The organism is Streptomyces sp. NPDC012888, assembly GCF_042900645.1.
GTDB lineage: Bacteria > Actinomycetota > Actinomycetes > Streptomycetales > Streptomycetaceae > Streptomyces.
This window is the reverse complement of sequence record NZ_JBIBBM010000007.1, coordinates 299000-315936: the sequence shown is the minus strand read 5'-3', so window position 1 is coordinate 315936 and position 16937 is coordinate 299000. Positions and strand designations below refer to the sequence as shown.

Below are 16937 nucleotides of genomic sequence, written 5' to 3'. Positions count from 1 at the left end.
GGCAAGGTGCTGCCGCGTACAACGCCACCTGTGTCCCCTGTGGCGCGAGGAGCAATCTACCCATTCGGTTACTCGCCGGTCACTTCGGGGCGGGGCCTCCGATTGCGTTGTCATGGGCACGCGGTGTTCACGGCACCGCCACCACTCCGGCGCCCGGACGCCCTACAAAGCGGAGCATGTGCGATGACGAACTCGAGCCGCCCGCGCCCGACCTGACCGAGGATCAGTGGAGCGCCCTCGACCCCGCCGTCGCGCGCCCCGTACCGCTCAGCCGGCGCGCGCTGCTCACCGGGGCCGCGGCCGGGATGGCGCTCGCGGCGCTCCCCGGGACCCACCCGGCGCGGGCGGCGACCGCCCGGCCCGGTACCGCCGCCTTCCCCCTTCCGGCCGGTCCCGACCGCACCGGCCAGTACCGGGTGCTGGTCACCGGCGACGCGGGCACCGGCACCGCGGAGCAGTACGCGGTGGCCGCGGCGGCCCGGGACGTCTGCGCGGCCGAGGGCGTGGGTCTGGCCGTGGGGCTCGGCGACAACCTCTACGAGAACGGGCCCGAGGACGCCGGAGACCCGGAGTTCACGGAGAAGTTCGAGGGGCCGAACGCCGGCATCGACGTCCCCTGGCTGATGGTCCTCGGCAACCACGACTGCTCGGGACTCATCCCCGGCAGCGGGGGCCGCCCGGCCCGCGGCGACCACGAGGTGGCCTACTCGGCGCGCTCGCCCCGCTGGTACATGCCCGCACGCCACTACTCGGTCGCGCTGCCGTCCGCCCGGGCGGACGGGGCGCCGCTGGTGGAGTTCTTCGCCCTGGACACCAACCCGGTCGCCTCGACCGTCGCGCAGACCGACCCCCACTACCACTGGAACGGCCCCTACATGCGCGGCCAGCGCGACTGGCTCGACCGGGCGCTGGGCGCGTCGCGGGCGACGTGGAAGGTCGTCCTCGGTCACCACCCGTACGTCAACAACGGCAAGCACGGCAGCGCCGGTTCGTACGACGGCTTCACGGTGGGCCACTACACCAGCGGCGTGCACCTGCGGGAACTCTACGAGGAGGTCGTCTGCGGCCGGGCAGACCTGATCCTCTCGGGCCACGACCACACGATGCAGGTCCTGGAACCGACCCCGCGCAGCCGTGGCACCCGGCAGATCGTGTGCGGCGCGGCCGGGAAGAGCGGCGACGGGCGGCGGTACGGCAGCCACCCCGCGCGGTGGCAGGACTTCGCGGCGCGCGGCTTCATGGTCCTCGGGGTGTCGGCCGCGGCGTGCTCCGTCGACGTGTACACGGTCGACACCCGCACCCGCACCGCCCACCTCGCGCACACCGCCACCTGGCCACGGGCCGCCGCGACGGCGCGCTGACGACTCGCGCGTTCGCGCGGCCCGACGGCGTGTCCCGTGTGGTCACGGGGGCGGGTGGCGGGTCAGGAAGCGGGCGATGCACTCGCCCCAGGTGTCCACCTCGGGTCGGGTCCGGGCGACATGGAGTTCGGCGTGCGGGAGGCGCTCGGCCAGCATCTCCGCGGTGGTGACGGGGTGGCCCGGGTCGTCCGCCCAGGCGAGGATCAGGGCCGGGTGGTGGAGTGCGGCGAGCCCGGCCGTGGCCGGCAGGTCGGACCGGGCGAGGCCGCGCAGCACGGACGGGAGGAGGGCGGCCGGGGGTGTGGGCGGGAGTTCGGCGACGTCCGCGGCGGCCGGGGGCCGGGGACGGTTCCCCCGGCCGGCGAGCCAGGCGTCCACGCCCTCGCGCTCGATGGTGGCGGCCGCGTCGCGGTTGGCGAGCGCGTACGCAGGGCGGGTCTCCCGGGCCGTGGGTGGGAGGAGGAGGACGAGCCGGGAGAAGCGCCCCGGAGCGCTTACGGCGGCGTGCAGTACGGTGCCGCAGCCCATCGACGCGCCGATGCCGTCGACGGGGCCTGCGACCCCCAGGTGGTCGAGCAGGGCGATGAGGTCGTGGGCGAGCGCGGGGTAGGTGTAGTCGGCCTCCACGGGCCGGCCGGTGGAGCGGCCGTGCGCCCGGGCGTCGTAGCGGACCAGACTCCGTCCCGCTGCCAGGAGGGGCGACCAGCGGAACAGGGACATCCGGTCCTCGTGGGCCCGGCTGACCAGGCCGCCGTGGGCGTACACGACGGGCGGGCCGTGGCCGACGACCTCGTACGCGAGTTCCGCTCCGCGGTGACGGAAACGGCCCACCACTACGGGGTGGAGGTGTTCCATGGCCATGCGCCCCGCCCGTGCTCGTGTTCCTGTTCCTGTGCCCGTGCCTGGGTCCGTAGTGCTGCCCGCCGGTCTCGCGGGTCAGGAAACCAGCAGGACCTTCTCGGCCCGGTCGCGCGTGTTCACGCACTCCAGGTGGGGGTCGGGCGTGCCCTGGCGTTCCGTACACCGCCATTCCCGGTCGGCCGCGCGCAGCGTGAGGGGCGGTTCGCGGTCCGCGTCGAGGGCCTTGCCCAGGGCGCGGGCCACCTCGGTGGCCGTGGGGCAGGCGTGCGTGCCGTGCCGGGTGACCGCCAGGGTTTCGAGGCCGTACGGTCCCTGCCCGCAGTCGACGGGGCGGGGCGGGGCTCCGCGGTCCGCAGCGGCGGGCCTGGGGCCGGGTCCTTCGGCCGTGACGGGGCCCGTGTAGTTGCCCGGGTGCGTCGCGGCTTCCTGGCGGGTGACGGGTCCCCAGGGCCAGGGAAGGGTGGTTTCCGGGCCGGTGCCCCTGCCGGGCAGTCGGACGCGCATGTCCGCCGGGGTGATCGCCTGCGCCGGGTCGGCGGTCTCGCTGAGGAAGACCACCTCGAAGTACGCGGCGCCGCCGGGCGCGAGGGTGACGGGACGTCCGGTCCGCCCGTCGGGGCGGAGGCTCTCGGTGTCCTGGCCACCGGCCCTCAGGGTGACGTCCGGGTGCCCGTCCAGGACGCACGGCCGGTCCCCGTCGTTCGTGACCCGGACCACCGCTGTCTCCTGCTCGCCGGACGGCCGGCCCTGGCGCGCGGTCCCGGAACCGTCCCACGTCGTCCGGAGGTTCTGCCCCGGGCACGCGGGAGGCGGTGCGGCGGCCGCGGGCCCGGCCGTCGCCGCCGGGGAGGCCGCCGCGACGAGCGCGGTGAGGGCGACGGCGGCCCCGCAGAGGGTGCGGCGGCGCGGCAGTCGGGGGCCGGTTCGGGCCTGGAGTCGGGTCTCACGCATGGACATGACGCTCCTTCTGTGCCGGGGTGGTCGGGGAGGGACGCCGGCCGGTCCGCGGTTGGTGCGGTGGCCGCTCCGTCCTCTTCCACGCTAGGGGCCGTCCGGAGTGCCGGCATCGGCCGAACGGCCAGTCAGGGAGTGTCGTCCGGGGTCCGCCAGGACCCGCGCCGGCTGCCGCCCGCTCCGGGCGGCGTGGCGGACGACGAACGGCGGCGGGCGACCCGGCGGCTGCCCCACCAGAAGGCGCCGAGCAGCATCGCGGCGACCGCGACCCCCACCAGGATCAGCAGGAGCGAGGGCATGGCCTGGGCTGAGAGCGTGCTTGCGAGGATCATGCGGCGCGCCTGCCCGACTGCCGGGCCGCCATGCGTGCCGGGGGGCGCCGGAGAGAGGGGGTGTCGGTTCCGTTCGCCGGGGCAGACGGGTCGTCGTACGCATCCACGTCGACGAACAGGAGTCGATCCATGACCGCGACCGAGCAGGCAGCCGCCCCGCACACCGTCCCCGGCATGCACCGGCAGGACGCCGCGCGGGTGGCGGAGATCCTCCAGGAGCGGCTGCACTCCCTGAACGACCTCGCCCTGACCCTGAAGCACGTCCACTGGAACGTGGTCGGGCCGCACTTCATCGCCGTCCACGAGATGCTGGACCCGCAGGTGGACGCGGTGCGGGAGATGACCGACACCACCGCCGAGCGCATCGCGACCCTGGGCGGCGTCCCGGTCGGCACGCCGGGGGCGATCGTCGCGGGGCGGACCTGGGACGACTACGGTGTGGGCCGCGCCGACGCGGTCGCCCACCTGGGCGCGCTCGACCTGGTCTACGCGGGGGTGATCGAGGACCACCGGGCCGCCATGAAGGCGACCGACGACCTCGACCTCGTCACCCAGGACATGCTGATCGGCCAGCTGGCCCGACTCGAGCAGTTCCAGTGGTTCGTCCGCGCCCACCTGGAGAGCGGCGGCGGGCGCCTGAGCACCAGCGGCGCGCGGACCCTGGAGGAGGCGGCCGAGCGCGCCGAGCGCGCTGCCGGCGGCTCGGATGGTTCTGGCGGTTCGAACGGGTGAGGCATGGCACCTCTCCCCCGGCGCGGCGCTTCGTGCGTCCCCCGCGCCGCACCGGGGAGTGGCCCAACCAGGTTTGAAATCCGATAAGCGGTGCATACGGAATTACACAGAGTTTCGGTTGTGAAAGAGGCGCTCCATGAGCATCATCGGTTGGATTCTTCTGGGCCTGCTCGCCGGAATCATCGCGAAGTTCCTGATGCCGGGCCGTGACCCGGGTGGCATCATCGTGACGGCTCTCATCGGCATCGCCGGCGGTCTGCTGGGCGGATGGCTCGGAAAGGTCATATTCGGAGTCGACTCGATAGACGGCTTCTTCGAGCTCTCGACCTGGATCGCCGCGATAGTCGGCGCACTGATCCTCCTCGGCCTGTACCGAGTCGTGGCCGGCAGGAAGACGTGAGATTCCGCCGGGGGCGGCGCAGGCACCGGTGGGGCAGAAGGCGGCTCACCGCCCGCAGCGTGCCGCGTGCCGTACTCCGCAGGGTCGGGGTGAGGCTGACGGTCTGGAGCGTGCGCATGACGATGTGGGGCATGCGGACGGCCCTGCGGAGACTGCTCCGGTCGGCATTCCTGGCCGAACTGTCCCCACGACTCGTACCGGCCGCGCACTCAGTGTGACGGAGCGGCTCGAGCTCGAACCTGAGAGAAATCCGTGGACGAGGAATGGTCCGCCCCCGGAGGGGTAGCGGCCATGGAGAAATTCGGAGGTGACCAGGAATGGCCACGAGCAAGAAGGTCAAGAACGCCGGCAAGAACGTCAAGGGCAAGGTCAAGGAAACCACCGGAAAGGCGGTCGGCAACGAGAGCCTGGAGATGAAGGGCAGGGCCGAACAGACGGCGGCCGACGCCAAGCAGGCCGGGCAGAAGGCCAAGGACACGCTCAAGCACTGACGCCCGGCGCCCCACCTCAGGTCACGAGGAGGCCGCCGCCCTTCGAGGGCGGCGGCCTCCTCCGCGTGTGCCGGTGTGCGCCGGCGGTCAGCGGGCCCTACTGCGGCGCCGGGTGCGGGCCGGCGGCCGGTCCGCCGCCTCGTCGCCTTCCTCGTCGCCTTCCTCGTCGCCTTCCTCGTCCGCGTCCTCCTCCTCGTACTCCTCGTCGTCCTCCTCGTCGGCGTACTCGCCGTCGTCGCCCGCTTCGTCCTCGTCCGCGTCCTCGTCCGCGTCCTCGTCCGCGTCCTCCTCGCCTTCAGCTTCGTCCTCGTAGTCCTCCGGCTCCTCCTGGTCGGCTTCCTCTTCCTCGACGGCCTCCTCGTGGCTCCGCACGACCTCGCCGTCGCGGATCTCGCCGCGCCAGCCCTCGGGTTCCTCGTCGGAGAGGGTCACGTGGCGCGCGAAGTGCTTGAGGTCCAGCCGGAGGCGCCGGCCCTGGGCGCGCCAGAGGTTGCCCGTCTTCTCGAACAGTCCGGAGGGGTAGTACTCGACGACGGCGAGCACGCGGGTGAGCGAGGGGGCCAGCTCGTGGAAGCTGACGCATCCGCGCGTGGTGCCCTTCGCGCCCTCGGACGTCCAGACGATCCGTTCGTCGGGAACCTGCTCCTGGATGGTCGCCTTCCAGCTGCGGGTCGAGGGACCGACCTTGACCTTCCAGTCGGTGCTCGTCTCGTCGCCCTGGGAGACGCTGCGAACGCCCTTGGCGAAGGTGCTGAAGTTCTCGTACTGCGTCCAGTGGTCGTACGCGGTACGCAGGGGCACTCCGACGTCGCAGGTCTCGAAGATGTGGGTGGGCTTCGACCCGCCCTTCCGTCCCTTGCCGCCGCCGGTCAGGCCGCTGCCGATGTCCTTGACCTTGCCCACGAGCGAGTCGAAGGTGTTGCCGACGGCGGCCTTGAGGGGTGAATCCCCCTGGAGGATCCGGCCACCGATGCCGGCGAGGGAGCCCCCGTTGTCGGCGACGTCGTAGAGCTTGTCGGTGAGGCCGTCGACCTTTCCGGCCGTCTTGTCGGCCAGTTGGCCGGCCTGGGCCGAGAGGTAGCCGCCGAGTTCTTCGAAGAGCTTGTCCATCGGGGACGGGGAGCGCTTCCCGGAGTCGGGACGTTGTGTGGTGGCCATGGCGCTACCTCCGTGCCGTCGACTTGCGCGCCGTCGTCTTCTTCGCCGGCGCGGCGGTCTTCTTCCCGGTGCCGCCGCTCCGTGCGGGCTGGCGCGCCGTGGTCTTCTTCGCCGGCGTCCGCTTCGCGGCGGCCTTCTTCGCCGCGGGCCTGGCGGAGGTCTTCTTCGGCGCGGCGCGGCCGGAGCCGGTGGCCTTCTTGGCCGGGGCGCCGCGTCCGGCGGAGGCGGTCTTCCGCGGCTGGGCCGTGGCCTTCCTGGCCGGGGACGCCTTCTTGGCCGCGGGGGCCGCGGAAGCCTTCTTGGCCGGTGCCGCCGTCTTCTTCGCGGGGGCGGCGGTCTTCTTGGCCGTCCGCTTCGCGGCCGGCGGGGAGGTCTTCTTCGCCGGTGCCCGCCTCGACCGCGGGGCCGGGGTCCGCTTGGCTGCCGGGGCTGCGCGGGCCCGCCGGCGCGGGCGCTCCTCCTCCGGTTCCTCCTCCGGTTCCTCCTCGGGCTCCGGTTCCTCCTCGGGCTCCGGTTCCTCCTCGGGCTCCGGTTCCTCCTCGGGCTCCGGTTCCTCCTCTTCCTCCGCCTCTTCCTCTTCGGCCGGCTCCTCGTACGGTTCGGCCTCCTCCTCTTCGCCCTCCTCCTCGTCGGGCGGTTCCTCCTCCTCGTCCTCGTAGGGCTCCTCGTCCGGGGCCTGCTCCTCGTCCTCGTAGGGCTCCTCGCCGTAGGCCTCGTCCTCGTAGCCCTGGTCCTGGTCCTGGTCCTGCGCTTCGTCCTCTTCCTCGTACTCGTCGGGCTCCTGGCGCTCGCGGGTCAGATCGAGCGTGCGCTGGTGGAGGGAGTCAGCCAGTCCGGCGAGCTGGCGGTTGGCGGCGGCGGTGAGGGCCGCGCGGCCCGCCTGGAGCGCTTCGCCGCGGAGCTGTTCGCCGAGTTCGGCCACCTGCGGCATCTCGCCGAGTCTGCGCACTCCCTGTGTCATGAGCTGGCCCGGCTCCAGGCCGAACCTGCGGCCCGCGATGTAGGTCGCCAGTGACAGGGCCATGCGGCCTTTCTTGGCCCGCCCCAGTACATAGCCTCCGATCACGGCGGCTGCCAGGGCGACCTTGCTCGTGTCCTCCATCAGCTCGTCCCCTTCCACGCTGGTCGGTCGTTGCTGGGCGGCTGCTCGTCCTGGCGCCGGATATTCCGGCTATGCGAAGAAAGTTCTAAATGTGATGTATGGGGTGGGCGCGGCGGGGGAGGCGTCCTAGTCGATGGAGTTCCTGCTCGTTAGGGGAGCAAATGGCTTCGCCGGAACCGGCCCGCCGCCGTCGCCGCCCACCAGAGGGCGCCGATGAGGACCAGGCCGCCGCCGACCAGCCCCGACGCAAGACGGCCGCGTCCCGCCGGCGCGGTGTGCCGGGCGCCGCGGCGGCGATGCGGGCGGCTGCCGAGCAGCTGTCGCAGCTGCTGGGCCGGCGTCCCGAGTCGGTGTCCTCCCTGAGGCCCACGGAGGACGGCTGGGAGGCGGTGGTGGAAGTGGTCGAGCTGGAGCGGATCCCGGAGACCACCAGCGTCATGGGCAGCTACCGGGTCGAGCTGGACGAGGAGGGCGAGCTGATCGCCTACCAACGGACGCGGAGGTACAGCCGGGGCATGGTCGACCGGCCGTGAGGCGGTCGGGAGTGCCACGGTGGGAAGGGAAACGCGATGACGATGATGCCGCAGGGGGCGAGCGGAAGCCCCAGCCAGCGCGGCGGCGGCGGAGGAACCAGCAGCCTCTACGACGTCCTGGAACTCATACTCGACCGCGGGCTCGTCATCGACGTCTTCGTCCGCGTGTCACTGGTCGGGATCGAACTGCTCAAGATCGACGCCCGGATCGTGGTCGCCAGTGTCGACACCTACCTCCGGTTCGCCGAGGCCTGCAACCGGCTCGACCTGGAGGCGGGCCGCAGGGCGCCCGCCCAGCTGCCGGAGCTCCTCGACAAGGCCGTCGAGAGCGGCAGCCGCGGCAAGGCCAAGGGCGCGCTCGGCGGCGCGATGGAAGCCGTCACGCAGTCTCTGACCGGCCGGGGCGAGGACGAGGAGGACCAGCGCGACGAGGAGGAAGAGGAAGAGGAGAGGGAGCCCGTGCGGCGCCGGCGGCCCGCCCGGCGGCCGGTGCGGCGGGAGAGGGAGTGACACCGTGGCCGTCTACGTGTACGCCGTCACCCTGCCCGACCACCCCTGTCGCGTCGACGGGCTGACCGGCGTCGGCGGTGGTACCGCGCCGGTGCGGGTGGTGTCGACGCCCGAGCTGCGCGCGGTGGTCAGTGACGTCGACGAGGAGGTCCGGCCCAAGCGGCGGGACCTGGTCGCGCACCAGGCGGTCCAGGACCGGCTCATGGAATCCGGGACACCGCTGCCGCTGCAGTTCGGGTACACCGCGCCCGGCGACGAGGCCGTCCGCCAGGTGCTCGGAGAAGAGGCGGCCACCTACCGTGCGGTGCTGGAACGCGTACGGGGATGCGCCGAGTACAACGTGAAGGCCTCACGGGACCAGGACGCCCTGCTCCGCGAGATCCTCGCCTCCTCACCCCCGGCACGCGGGCTCAACGAGGAGATCCTGGCCGGGTCCGAGGACCCGCGGCTGCCCCTCGAGCTGGGGCGGATGATCGCCGACGAGGTGGAGCTCCGGCAGTCGGCGGCGGCCGCCGAGCTGGTGGACGCACTGGCGCCGCTGGGCCGGGAGTACACCGTCCACTCCCCCACCGGTGAGGACTTCCTCAACCTGTCCCTGCTGGTGCCCAGGGAGGACGAAGCGCGGCTGCGCGAGGCGGGCGCCGGACTCGACCGGGCGGCCGACGGTGGCGTCGCGGTCCGGCTGACCGGCCCGCTGCCGCCGTACAGCTTCGCGGCCTAGGGACGTGCAGAAGTGCGGACGTGCGGACGTGCGCGGCGCGGGAGCCGTCGCGGAGAGAGGAGCAACCGGCGATGGGACTGCTGGGCAAGTTGATCACCGCGCCGCTGATGCCGGTCCGCGGTGTCGTGTGGGTGGCGCAGCGGGTCGCGGAGCGGGCCGAGGCCGAGTACTACGACCCGGCGCCCGTCTTCGCCGAGCTCGCCGGCCTGGAGCGGCGGCTGGCCGAGGGGGAGATCGACGAGGAGACCTTCGACCGCGAGGAGGACCGGCTGCTCGAACGGCTGGAGGAGATCGAGAGGTACCGCCGCGGCGAACTCGCCCCCGGCCCCGCCCCGGACCTCGCCCCCGAGCCGGCCGCTGACCCTGGCCTGCCCTCTGACGACCCGCCGGACGGAGGCGAACAGAGGTGACGAACCCCCTGGACCGCAGGTTCGGCTCCGGTCCGCCGATGGCGGGCTACCCGCCGAGCTCCTCGGCCAGCCTGGCCGACATCCTGGAGCGGGTGCTGGACAAGGGCATCGTCATCGCCGGTGACATCCGGATCAACCTGCTCGACATCGAGCTACTGACCATCAAGCTGCGGATCCTGATCGCGTCGGTCGACAAGGCCAAGGAGATGGGCATCGACTGGTGGGAGCACGACCCGTCGCTGTCCTCCCGGCACGCGGGCCGGTCGCTGGCCGCCGAGAACGAGCGGCTGCGCGAGGAGCTCGCGCAGCTGCGCCGGGAACGGCTCACGACGTACGAAGTGCCGCCCGACGTCCTGGACGCGGAGGCGCACACGCGCGCGCAGGCGCGGGCGGACGCGGATGCGGATGCCGATGCGGACGCGGACGCGGACGGGCGGCGGGAGCAGCGACGCGCCGGCGGCGGCCCGAAGCGGAGGAGCGGGCCGTGAACGCCCCCGCCACCGGCCCCACCGCGGCGACGCTCACCTACGTGTACGCCGTCACTCCCCCGGCACCCGTACTGGACGGGCTGCTGCCCGGCCTCGCCGGCGTGGCCGGCAGTCCCGTCACCCTGCTCACCCCGCCGGACGGGGCGGTGGGAGCGCCGGTCGCCTTCGTGGTCAGCGACGTCCCCGGGGCGGACTGGGCGGAGGACGTGCTCAAACGCCGGTTCGAGGACCTGCGGTGGCTGGAGGACACCGCCCGTGCGCACCACCACGTCATCGAGACCCTCGCCGCGCACACCACCGTCCTGCCCCTGCGGATGGCCACCCTCTACCAGGACCGCGTCCGGGCCCTCCGGGCCCTCCAGCGTCAGGGCCAGGAGTTCGCCACGCAGCTGGCCGAACTCAGCGCCCACACCGAGTACGGCGTGAAGGTGTACGTGCGCCCCGGCGGCGCGGCTCCCGCCGGCGGCACCGACTCCGCCGGCGCCGCGCCCGCCCCGGCCGGCCCGGGCCGGTCCTACCTGCGGGCCCGCCGCGCCCAGCAGGACGCCCGCGAGGACCACTACCGGCAGGCGCGGCTGGCCGCGGACCGCATCGCCGAGCTCGGCCGCCGCTGCGCGGCCCGGCAGGTGCACCATCCCCCGCAGAGCGGGCCGCTGGCCGCGCAGTCGGCGGCCGGGGCGGAGGGGGGCGAGAACGTCCTCAACGACGCCTTCCTCGTGTCCGACTCCCAGGCCGACGCGTTCCGGGCGGGCGTGCTCGGCGCGGTGGAGGACCTGCCGGGGATCCACGTCGAGGTGACCGGCCCGTGGGCGCCGTACTCCTTCGCGGCGGCGCCGGCCCCCGAGCCCGACCCGGCCACCGACCCGGTCACCGACCCGGTCGGGGAACGGGCTGGGGACCCCGCCCCCGGTCCGCCGCCCGCCGTCCCGCCGGTGCCATGAATCCCGACGAGCGGCACGGTGCCGTCATGCCGGGCCGGCAGGTCGCGCTGGTCGACCTCCTCGACCGGCTGCTGGCCGGGGGCGTCGTCATCACCGGCGACATCGTCCTGTCGATCGCGGACATCGACCTCGTCCGGATCTCGCTGCGCGCCCTCGTCAGCTCGGTCACCACCGCCGACGGTCCCGGGCCGCCGGGGGCCGAACCCCGGGGGTGGGCCCCGTCATGAGCAGTGAGACGCCCGCCGTACCGGAGCCACCCGAGCCGGCCCGCCCGGACCTGCGGCAGGTCGGCGGGGCCATGGCGGACGCCGTCCGGCTGCTGCCCGCCTCCCCGGCCGACAGGGCGGAGCCCGGCTCCGGCGGCGGACGGCGGGTCCGTACCGGGCCGGACACCGTCGGCGAGGACCTGGTGAAGCTCGTCCTGACCGTGGTGGAGCTCCTCCGGCAGCTCATCGAGCGGCAGGCCCTGCGCCGCGTGGACGCCGGGGACCTCACCGAGGCGCAGGAGGAGGAACTCGGCGCCACCCTCCTCGCGCTGCACGACCGGATGACGGAGCTGTGCACGCAGCACGGCCTCACCCTCGAAGACCTCAACCTGGACCTCGGGCCGCTCGGCCCCCTGCTGCCGCCTCCCGAACGGTGAGGGCCCGCCACGACCCGGCACGGCGGCCAGCGGCGGCCGGCGGTCAACGGCCGGCGGTCAGCGGCCGGCGGTCAGCGGCCGGCGGTCAGCGGCCGGCGCCACAGGTCAGCGGAACCGGTCCTTGGTCTTCTCCTTGACCCGGCGCGCACGCCCGCGGGCCTCCAGGGCGGCCCCCTTGACCGCCAGGTCCTCCCGGCCCACGGCGTGGGCGGCCTTGCGCACGGCCTTGCCGGCCACCCGTTCGACCTCTGCCTTCGCCCTCTCGCGGGTGATCATGTCCGTCCCCTTCCAAGCTGGAACCGCTTGGCGTATGTCCCCGTGGCCGCCCGCCAAACGGCGCCGGGCGCCGGGGCCCGGGGATCAGCGCCGTGACGGGGGTACGAGGCGCAGCACTGCGTGGAGCAGCGCGTCGATGCGGTCGTGTGCCGGTTCGTCGGTGACGTGGGTGAGCAGCCGGGCCAGGGCGCGCAGCAGCGGCGGGGAGGCCATCACGCGCGGGTGGAGCACCGGGCGGTAGCCGTACCGGGCCAGGACCAGCTCCCCGGCGAGGCTGCCGAGCCGGTAGTAGCGTCCCCAGCGGCGGTGGATCTCGGCCGGGTACTGGTGCAGCGCGTGCTCCCGCCTGGGCCCGGCGGGGCGGGCGCGGGCCAGGGCGATGGTCTCGGCGGCCACCTCGGCGGCTTCCATGGCCTGGGCGATGCCCTCGCCGCTCCACGGGCTCACCATGCCCGCGCTGTCGCCGACCAGCAGCAGTCCCCGGCGGTACTGGGGCCGGCGGTTCAGCGCCATGGGCAGGGGCGCGCTGCGCAGGGGCGCCTCGGCGTTCTCCTCGCGGATCCCCCACTCCTCGGGCAGCCGGGTCAGCCAGTGGTCGAAGGCCGCGCGCAGGTCGACCGGCTTGCTGCGGCGCTGCGGCAGCGCGCCGAGGCCGACGTTGACCCGGCCGTCGCCGAGGGGGAACACCCAGCCGTAGCCGGGCAGGTCCTCGCCGCCGGGCGGGCAGCGCAGGTCGGCCCACAGCTCCAGGTACTCGTCGTGGGTGCGGGCCTCGCTGCGGTAGTAGCGGCGGGCGGCCGCGGCGACGGGCCGGCGCGCGTCGCGGTCCAGTCCCAGGGCCACCGCGGTACGGGCGGAGGCGCCGTCGGCGGCGACGACCAGCGGTGCCCGGTAGCGGACCGGCCGGCCGTCGGGCCCGTGCGCGGCCGTCACTCCGGTGACGCGCCCGGCCCGGTCGGTGAGCGGGGCCGTCACCTTCACCCGGGTGTGCAGGCGCGCGCCGGCCGCCCGTGCGTGCAGGGCCAGCAGGTCGTCGAAGTCGTGCCGGCTGCGGGTGAGGCCGAAGTCCGGGAGGCTGCCCAGGCGCGGCCAGTCGAGCTCGACCTGCCGGCCCTCGCAGATCCAGCGCATGCCCCGGTTGCGCGTCCAGCCGGGCGCGTCGATGTCCACGCCGAGGCGTACGAGCTGGGCGACGGCGCGCGGCGTCAGCCCGTCACCGCACACCTTCTCGCGGGGGAATCCGCTCTTCTCCAGCAGCAGCACGTCGAGTCCCGCGCGCGCCAGGTGGACGGCGGCGGCGGATCCGGCCGGGCCCGCGCCCACCACGATGACGTCCGCCTCCTCGTCACCACCGGGCTCCGTGGGCGGCGGGGGTGTCCTGCCGGGGGCGCGGCCGCCGCTCACGTCGCCGCCCGGGTCGTCGCTCACGTCATCAGGCTCGATGCTCACTCTTCCGACTATGCCGCGTACCCCACGTGCCGGAGCGTGAGGCGGGGCCGGAGATCCGCGAGCAGATCCGGGCGGCGGTCGCGGCGGTCGCGGCGGTCAGCCCAGGGGTACGACGGTGACCGGCACGGTGCTGTGGCGGACGACCGCGCGGGCGACCTCGCCGAGGTGCGGGCCGAGCGGCAGTCTCCGGCTCCGGCGGCCGACGGCGAGCAGCTCGGCGCCTGCCGCGGCGCGGACCAGGCGGGCGGCGGGGGCGCCGGAGAGGACCTCGCCGATGACGTCGACGCCGGGGTACGTCCGCCGCCAGGGGGCCAGCCGTTCGGCCAGGTGCTCCGCCGCGGCCCGGTGCCGCCGTCCGTCGCCGGGGCGGGAGGTCCCGCCGTACGGCGTGCCGTACGCCGCGGGGGCGCCGATCACGTACAGGACGCGCAGCGCACCGCCCCTGCGGGCGGCTTCGGCGAACCCGAAGCGGAGGAGCCGGTCGGCGGGTGCGGCCGGGTCGAGTCCCAGGACGACGCCGGTGCCGCCGGAGGGCCGTACGCGTACGCCGCGGGCCCGCACCAGCGCCACCGGCTGCCCGGCCCGTCCGGCCACGTCCCGGGACACCGAGCCGAGCAGGAGCGCGGCGACGGGGCCCAGGCCGCGCGATCCCAGGACCGCGAGCTCCGCCTCGTCCGCGGCACCGCGCAGCGCCGGGCCGGGCCGGCCGACCGCGCAGCGGGTGGTGACGGGCAGGTCCGGGTGGTCCTGGCGGGCGAGCCGCACGGCGTCATGGAGGAGTGCCGTGGAGCGGCCCGCGAGGGACCGGGCGCACTCGCGGGGGACCTTGCGGGTGGCCGTCCACTCCTCGACGTGCATCACGCAGAGCGGCACGCGGCGCAGTGCCGCCTCATCGGCGGCCCACGCCACTGCCGCGGCACTCTCGGGAGTGCCGTCGACACCCACGACGACCTGGGGCGCCATGTCGTCCCTCCTCCCGGCCGGGCGCGTGCCGGCGCGGGCGGGCCGCCGCCGGCGGCCTCTGCACCGCACCGGCCACCCGGCCCCTGCCCGCGAACGCGCGCCGGATGCACGCCCCGGCGCCGCGACCCCCGCCGATCAGCCACGGGGGCCGAAAGGAGGCCGCCGCTGGTGTCGATGCCCTGGCCGGTGATCCAGCGGGCGGCTTCGGAAGCGAGGAGGGCGACCACGTCGGCGACGTCTTCGGGCCCGCCCAGCCCGTCGGGGGCGGTGATCCCGGCGACCCGTCCGGCCGTGCCGGGCACGTCGTCGAAGACGGCGCGCGGAGGCGTGCCCGCCCACCCCCCGGCCGGGTGCCGGCGCCCGTACGGTCGAGGTCGGGCCGGGGGATGCGGCGCTCGGTGCTCCGGGGAGCCCTGGCACCATGCACGGATGGACATGCCTCCTGCTCCGGCGCGCCGCCGCACCCTGATCCGAGCCCTCACGCTGGTCGCGGCGGATGGTGCGGACCAGGTGGCATGGCTGGAGAAGTACGACCTGCCGACGGACGAGATCGCCCTGAACTTCGACGACGCCTTCCGTCTCGCCGCGTACCTGGCGGAGGAGGAGCAGCTCGGTCACGCCGCGCTGCCCTACCTGGAGAGGATCACGGAGGTGTTCGGCCAGATGGGCGACGACTCCGGAGCGGACCGGTGGAGCAAGGACGCACTGACCACCGACCCGGGGTGGGACCTGGCCCGGCGGCTGGCGCGGACGGTCCTCGCGGCGGAGGGCGAGCGGGACGAGGAGCCCACCACAGGGTGATCCGGTCAGCAGCCCGGGCGCTGCGGCCGGCTGCCCGCCTTGATGAGCGGGGGCGGCGGCGTGTGCTCGCGGGTGCGTCGTGACCGGGGGGCGGGGGTGGGGCGGCGGATGATCGGGGCATGGAGAACGCGCACCGCGAGATCACGGAACCGCCCGCCGCCTACGCGTGCATGGTCGTCCGCAGGCCGCCCGAGGAGCCCTTCCGGGCCTTCGCCGACCCGGCCGTCACCTCACGGTTCTGGTACAGCAGGAGCAGCGGGCCGATGACCGAGGGCGCCGAGCTGCGGTGGGAGTGGGAGACGTACGGGGCTTCCGCCGACGTCCGGGTGCGGGAGGTCCAGGAGAACGCGCTCATCCGCTTCGACTGGGGCAACCACGAGCAGCCCACGACCGTGGAGCTGCGCTTCACGCCGCACGAGCCGGGTTCCACGTTCGTCGAGGTCACCGAGACCGGCTTCGACGGCTCGGGCGACGACACGGTCCGCTGGGTCAACGACACCGTCGGCGGGTTCACCACCGTCCTGTGCGCGCTCAAGGCGCTGCTGGAGCACGGCATCGCGCTGGACGCCGTGCCCGATCACCACCCGGCGCCCTGACCCGCCCGGCGGGTGGGCGATGAGTTCTCGTGGCCCGGGGAGTCTCACCACCGATGTCCGACAGCAGTGGAGGAACGCATGGCCCAGTTGTTGCGGGTGCAGAACTTCAACGTCTCGCGTGACGGGATCGGCGCGGGCGAGGACCAGACCTTCGAGCGGCCCTTCGGCCATGTCGATCCGGGGAGGCTGTTCGCGTGGGCCGGCGCCACGGCGAGCTGGCCCATGCGGACCGATCCCGGGGGCAGCCGGGGTCTGGACGACTACTTCACCCGGGACTTCGCCCACGGCATCGGTGCGGAGATCATGGGCCGCAACAAGTTCGGTCCGCAGCGCGGGCCGTGGCGGGACCACGAGTGGCGCGGCTGGTGGGGCGACGAACCGCCGTTCCACACACCGGTGTTCGTCATGACCCACCATCACCGGCCGTCGTTCACGCTGGGCGACACCACCTTCCACTTCGTCGGCGGAGACCCCGCCACGGTGCTGGAGCAGGCCCGGGAGGCGGCGGGCGGCAAGGACGTCCGGCTCGGGGGCGGGGTCACCACCATCCGGGAGTTCCTGGACGCCGGCCTCGTCGACACCATGCACGTGGCGGTCTCGCCGGTGGAGCTCGGGACCGGGCTGCGGCTGTGGGATTCGCCCGACGAACTGCTCGACCGGTTCCACCTGGAGGTGGTGCCGAGCCCGAGCGGCGTCTCGCACCACCTGTTCTGGCGGAAGTGAGCGCGGCCGGCCTGCGGCCGGCGTCTCCGGGTGGGGCCGTCCTGCCGGACGGGTGCCCGATCCGGAGATCGCCGGCCGGTTCGGCCTGACCGGCCGCTCCGGGGCGGAGCGGCTCTGGAAGCTGCCGGCAGCCGTGGCGTCCGGGCGGCGAGTCCGCCTCGCCCGCGACGGGGTCCGCGTCGCCGTCGTCCTCGACCACGTGGTCGGCGCGTGGCGTGACTCCTGAGGGGGCCTGATGGTTGCGTCGCACAGTGGTCAGTAATGGGCTGGAAGGGCGTGGTTTCCGGCGGCGCGGCGGGGCTAGTGTGGCCGGAAATGATCAGTTCGTTGGTAGAGCTGGTCCGCCGGGCCGGAACGGGGGTGGGCCCGGCGGGCAGGTCGGGCCGGGGGGGGGGGGGGCCGGGGGGGGCCCCCCCCCCCGCGGGGGGGGGGGGGGGGCGGGGGCCGCCCCCCCGGGGGGGCGCGCGCGGGGGGCACAAACCGGTGGGCGCC

24 protein-coding genes are annotated in these 16937 nt (G+C 74.4%); 16 read left to right on the top strand and 8 right to left on the bottom strand.

The genetic code is table 11. The annotated features are described in order from the left end of the window. The first annotated feature begins 176 nt into the window (after positions 1–176). Positions 177–1361 (top strand): metallophosphoesterase, encoded by a 1185-nt coding sequence (locus tag ACFY61_RS15750; protein WP_389471998.1) that lies wholly within the window; start codon positions 177–179, stop codon positions 1359–1361. A 42-nt stretch (positions 1362–1403) separates the two neighbouring features. Here the strand turns inward: ACFY61_RS15750 and ACFY61_RS15745 are convergent, their stop codons facing one another. The 3 genes from ACFY61_RS15745 to ACFY61_RS15735 all read right to left on the bottom strand — a co-directional run bounded on the left by ACFY61_RS15745 (position 1404) and on the right by ACFY61_RS15735 (position 3508). Then, positions 1404–2222, bottom strand: coding sequence for an alpha/beta fold hydrolase (locus ACFY61_RS15745; RefSeq protein ID WP_389471996.1), 819 nt, complete (start codon positions 2220–2222; stop codon positions 1404–1406). A 75-nt stretch (positions 2223–2297) separates the two neighbouring features. After that, positions 2298–3173, bottom strand: coding sequence for a DUF4232 domain-containing protein (locus ACFY61_RS15740; protein WP_389471993.1), 876 nt, complete (start codon positions 3171–3173; stop codon positions 2298–2300). Between the two features lie 131 nt (positions 3174–3304). Beyond that, positions 3305–3508 carry a DUF6479 family protein gene (locus ACFY61_RS15735; protein WP_389471992.1) on the bottom strand — a complete coding sequence of 68 codons (204 nt, stop codon included), beginning with the start codon at positions 3506–3508 and terminating at the stop codon, positions 3305–3307. A gap of 129 nt (positions 3509–3637) precedes the next feature. Here ACFY61_RS15735 and ACFY61_RS15730 point away from each other — a divergent pair, with 129 nt between their 5' ends. The 3 genes from ACFY61_RS15730 (at position 3638) to ACFY61_RS15720 (ending at position 5131) form a co-directional block, all read left to right on the top strand. After that, a complete protein-coding gene (locus ACFY61_RS15730; RefSeq protein WP_389471990.1) occupies positions 3638–4240 on the top strand; it encodes a Dps family protein in 603 nt (200 codons plus the stop codon). A gap of 136 nt (positions 4241–4376) precedes the next feature. Continuing rightward, positions 4377–4640 (top strand): GlsB/YeaQ/YmgE family stress response membrane protein, encoded by a 264-nt coding sequence (locus ACFY61_RS15725; RefSeq protein ID WP_389471989.1) that lies wholly within the window; start codon positions 4377–4379, stop codon positions 4638–4640. 317 nt (positions 4641–4957) lie between these two features. Continuing rightward, positions 4958–5131: a CsbD family protein gene (locus ACFY61_RS15720; RefSeq protein WP_389471986.1), complete on the top strand. Its 174-nt coding sequence runs from the start codon at positions 4958–4960 to the stop codon at positions 5129–5131. Between the two features lie 87 nt (positions 5132–5218). Here the strand turns inward: ACFY61_RS15720 and ACFY61_RS15715 are convergent, their stop codons facing one another. Together ACFY61_RS15715 and ACFY61_RS15710 are read right to left on the bottom strand one after the other, a co-directional pair. Continuing rightward, complete coding sequence (locus tag ACFY61_RS15715) at positions 5219–6289, bottom strand: SRPBCC family protein (protein ID WP_389471984.1); 1071 nt, start codon at positions 6287–6289, stop codon at positions 5219–5221. Between the two features lie 4 nt (positions 6290–6293). Further along, the gene (locus ACFY61_RS15710) at positions 6294–7391 is read right to left on the bottom strand and encodes a histone protein (RefSeq protein ID WP_389471983.1); all 1098 of its coding nucleotides are present in this window, start codon (positions 7389–7391) and stop codon (positions 6294–6296) included. A 161-nt stretch (positions 7392–7552) separates the two neighbouring features. Between ACFY61_RS15710 and gvpO the strand changes: the two genes are divergently transcribed. The 8 genes from gvpO (at position 7553) to ACFY61_RS15670 (ending at position 11637) form a co-directional block, all read left to right on the top strand. Beyond that, complete coding sequence (gene gvpO, locus ACFY61_RS15705) at positions 7553–7924, top strand: gas vesicle protein GvpO (RefSeq protein WP_389471982.1); 372 nt, start codon at positions 7553–7555, stop codon at positions 7922–7924. A 36-nt stretch (positions 7925–7960) separates the two neighbouring features. Continuing rightward, positions 7961–8434: a gas vesicle structural protein GvpA gene (locus tag ACFY61_RS15700; protein WP_389471980.1), complete on the top strand. Its 474-nt coding sequence runs from the start codon at positions 7961–7963 to the stop codon at positions 8432–8434. Positions 8435–8438: 4 nt separating this feature from the next. Further along, positions 8439–9155: a GvpL/GvpF family gas vesicle protein gene (locus tag ACFY61_RS15695; RefSeq protein WP_389471978.1), complete on the top strand. Its 717-nt coding sequence runs from the start codon at positions 8439–8441 to the stop codon at positions 9153–9155. A 71-nt stretch (positions 9156–9226) separates the two neighbouring features. Continuing rightward, positions 9227–9565, top strand: coding sequence for a gas vesicle protein GvpG (locus tag ACFY61_RS15690; RefSeq protein ID WP_389471977.1), 339 nt, complete (start codon positions 9227–9229; stop codon positions 9563–9565). Beyond that, entirely contained in the window at positions 9562–10053 is a 492-nt protein-coding gene (locus ACFY61_RS15685; RefSeq protein WP_389471975.1) for a gas vesicle protein, read from the top strand. Before ACFY61_RS15690 ends, ACFY61_RS15685 begins: the two co-directional genes overlap by 4 nt. Further along, positions 10050–10994 (top strand): GvpL/GvpF family gas vesicle protein, encoded by a 945-nt coding sequence (locus ACFY61_RS15680; protein ID WP_389471973.1) that lies wholly within the window; start codon positions 10050–10052, stop codon positions 10992–10994. The genes ACFY61_RS15685 and ACFY61_RS15680 overlap by 4 nt, the downstream gene beginning before the upstream one ends. Next, on the top strand, positions 10991–11221 hold the full coding sequence (locus ACFY61_RS15675) for a gas vesicle protein (protein WP_389471970.1): 231 nt from the start codon (positions 10991–10993) through the stop codon (positions 11219–11221). Before ACFY61_RS15680 ends, ACFY61_RS15675 begins: the two co-directional genes overlap by 4 nt. Continuing rightward, on the top strand, positions 11218–11637 hold the full coding sequence (locus ACFY61_RS15670; RefSeq protein WP_389471967.1) for a gas vesicle protein K: 420 nt from the start codon (positions 11218–11220) through the stop codon (positions 11635–11637). The genes ACFY61_RS15675 and ACFY61_RS15670 overlap by 4 nt, the downstream gene beginning before the upstream one ends. Before the next feature lie 105 nt (positions 11638–11742). Here ACFY61_RS15670 and ACFY61_RS15665 read toward each other — a convergent pair whose 3' ends face one another. From ACFY61_RS15665 to ACFY61_RS15655, 3 genes are all read right to left on the bottom strand, one after another. Next, on the bottom strand, positions 11743–11913 hold the full coding sequence (locus ACFY61_RS15665) for a hypothetical protein (RefSeq protein ID WP_389471965.1): 171 nt from the start codon (positions 11911–11913) through the stop codon (positions 11743–11745). A gap of 84 nt (positions 11914–11997) precedes the next feature. Next, a complete protein-coding gene (locus ACFY61_RS15660) occupies positions 11998–13317 on the bottom strand; it encodes a geranylgeranyl reductase family protein (RefSeq protein ID WP_389472087.1) in 1320 nt (439 codons plus the stop codon). A 141-nt stretch (positions 13318–13458) separates the two neighbouring features. Then, the gene (locus ACFY61_RS15655; protein WP_389471962.1) at positions 13459–14325 is read right to left on the bottom strand and encodes a universal stress protein; all 867 of its coding nucleotides are present in this window, start codon (positions 14323–14325) and stop codon (positions 13459–13461) included. 429 nt (positions 14326–14754) lie between these two features. On the opposite strand from ACFY61_RS15655, the gene ACFY61_RS15650 reads away from it, so the two are divergent. The 4 genes from ACFY61_RS15650 to ACFY61_RS15635 all read left to right on the top strand — a co-directional run bounded on the left by ACFY61_RS15650 (position 14755) and on the right by ACFY61_RS15635 (position 16671). Continuing rightward, complete coding sequence (locus ACFY61_RS15650; RefSeq protein ID WP_389471960.1) at positions 14755–15126, top strand: hypothetical protein; 372 nt, start codon at positions 14755–14757, stop codon at positions 15124–15126. Between the two features lie 119 nt (positions 15127–15245). Beyond that, entirely contained in the window at positions 15246–15722 is a 477-nt protein-coding gene (locus ACFY61_RS15645) for an SRPBCC family protein (RefSeq protein ID WP_389471959.1), read from the top strand. A 78-nt stretch (positions 15723–15800) separates the two neighbouring features. Further along, on the top strand, positions 15801–16445 hold the full coding sequence (locus tag ACFY61_RS15640) for a dihydrofolate reductase family protein (protein ID WP_389471956.1): 645 nt from the start codon (positions 15801–15803) through the stop codon (positions 16443–16445). A 52-nt stretch (positions 16446–16497) separates the two neighbouring features. Beyond that, positions 16498–16671 carry a hypothetical protein gene (locus ACFY61_RS15635; RefSeq protein WP_389471954.1) on the top strand — a complete coding sequence of 58 codons (174 nt, stop codon included), beginning with the start codon at positions 16498–16500 and terminating at the stop codon, positions 16669–16671. Positions 16672–16937: the final 266 nt, after the last annotated feature.

Coding starts and splice junctions, on each gene's coding strand:
- ACFY61_RS15735 (WP_389471992.1), bottom strand. CDS start 3,508: ATGATCCTCGCAAGCACGCTCTCAGCCCAGGCCATGCCCTCGCTCCTG.
- ACFY61_RS15745 (WP_389471996.1), bottom strand. CDS start 2,222: ATGGCCATGGAACACCTCCACCCCGTAGTGGTGGGCCGTTTCCGTCAC.
- ACFY61_RS15645 (WP_389471959.1), top strand. CDS start 15,246: ATGGAGAACGCGCACCGCGAGATCACGGAACCGCCCGCCGCCTACGCG.
- ACFY61_RS15640 (WP_389471956.1), top strand. CDS start 15,801: ATGGCCCAGTTGTTGCGGGTGCAGAACTTCAACGTCTCGCGTGACGGG.
- ACFY61_RS15730 (WP_389471990.1), top strand. CDS start 3,638: ATGACCGCGACCGAGCAGGCAGCCGCCCCGCACACCGTCCCCGGCATG.
- ACFY61_RS15700 (WP_389471980.1), top strand. CDS start 7,961: ATGACGATGATGCCGCAGGGGGCGAGCGGAAGCCCCAGCCAGCGCGGC.
- ACFY61_RS15665 (WP_389471965.1), bottom strand. CDS start 11,913: ATGATCACCCGCGAGAGGGCGAAGGCAGAGGTCGAACGGGTGGCCGGC.
- ACFY61_RS15690 (WP_389471977.1), top strand. CDS start 9,227: ATGGGACTGCTGGGCAAGTTGATCACCGCGCCGCTGATGCCGGTCCGC.
- ACFY61_RS15740 (WP_389471993.1), bottom strand. CDS start 3,173: ATGCGTGAGACCCGACTCCAGGCCCGAACCGGCCCCCGACTGCCGCGC.
- gvpO (WP_389471982.1), top strand. CDS start 7,553: ATGGCTTCGCCGGAACCGGCCCGCCGCCGTCGCCGCCCACCAGAGGGC.
- ACFY61_RS15650 (WP_389471960.1), top strand. CDS start 14,755: ATGGACATGCCTCCTGCTCCGGCGCGCCGCCGCACCCTGATCCGAGCC.
- ACFY61_RS15670 (WP_389471967.1), top strand. CDS start 11,218: ATGAGCAGTGAGACGCCCGCCGTACCGGAGCCACCCGAGCCGGCCCGC.
- ACFY61_RS15655 (WP_389471962.1), bottom strand. CDS start 14,325: ATGGCGCCCCAGGTCGTCGTGGGTGTCGACGGCACTCCCGAGAGTGCC.
- ACFY61_RS15750 (WP_389471998.1), top strand. CDS start 177: ATGTGCGATGACGAACTCGAGCCGCCCGCGCCCGACCTGACCGAGGAT.
- ACFY61_RS15675 (WP_389471970.1), top strand. CDS start 10,991: ATGAATCCCGACGAGCGGCACGGTGCCGTCATGCCGGGCCGGCAGGTC.
- ACFY61_RS15725 (WP_389471989.1), top strand. CDS start 4,377: ATGAGCATCATCGGTTGGATTCTTCTGGGCCTGCTCGCCGGAATCATC.
- ACFY61_RS15715 (WP_389471984.1), bottom strand. CDS start 6,289: ATGGCCACCACACAACGTCCCGACTCCGGGAAGCGCTCCCCGTCCCCG.
- ACFY61_RS15720 (WP_389471986.1), top strand. CDS start 4,958: ATGGCCACGAGCAAGAAGGTCAAGAACGCCGGCAAGAACGTCAAGGGC.
- ACFY61_RS15710 (WP_389471983.1), bottom strand. CDS start 7,391: ATGGAGGACACGAGCAAGGTCGCCCTGGCAGCCGCCGTGATCGGAGGC.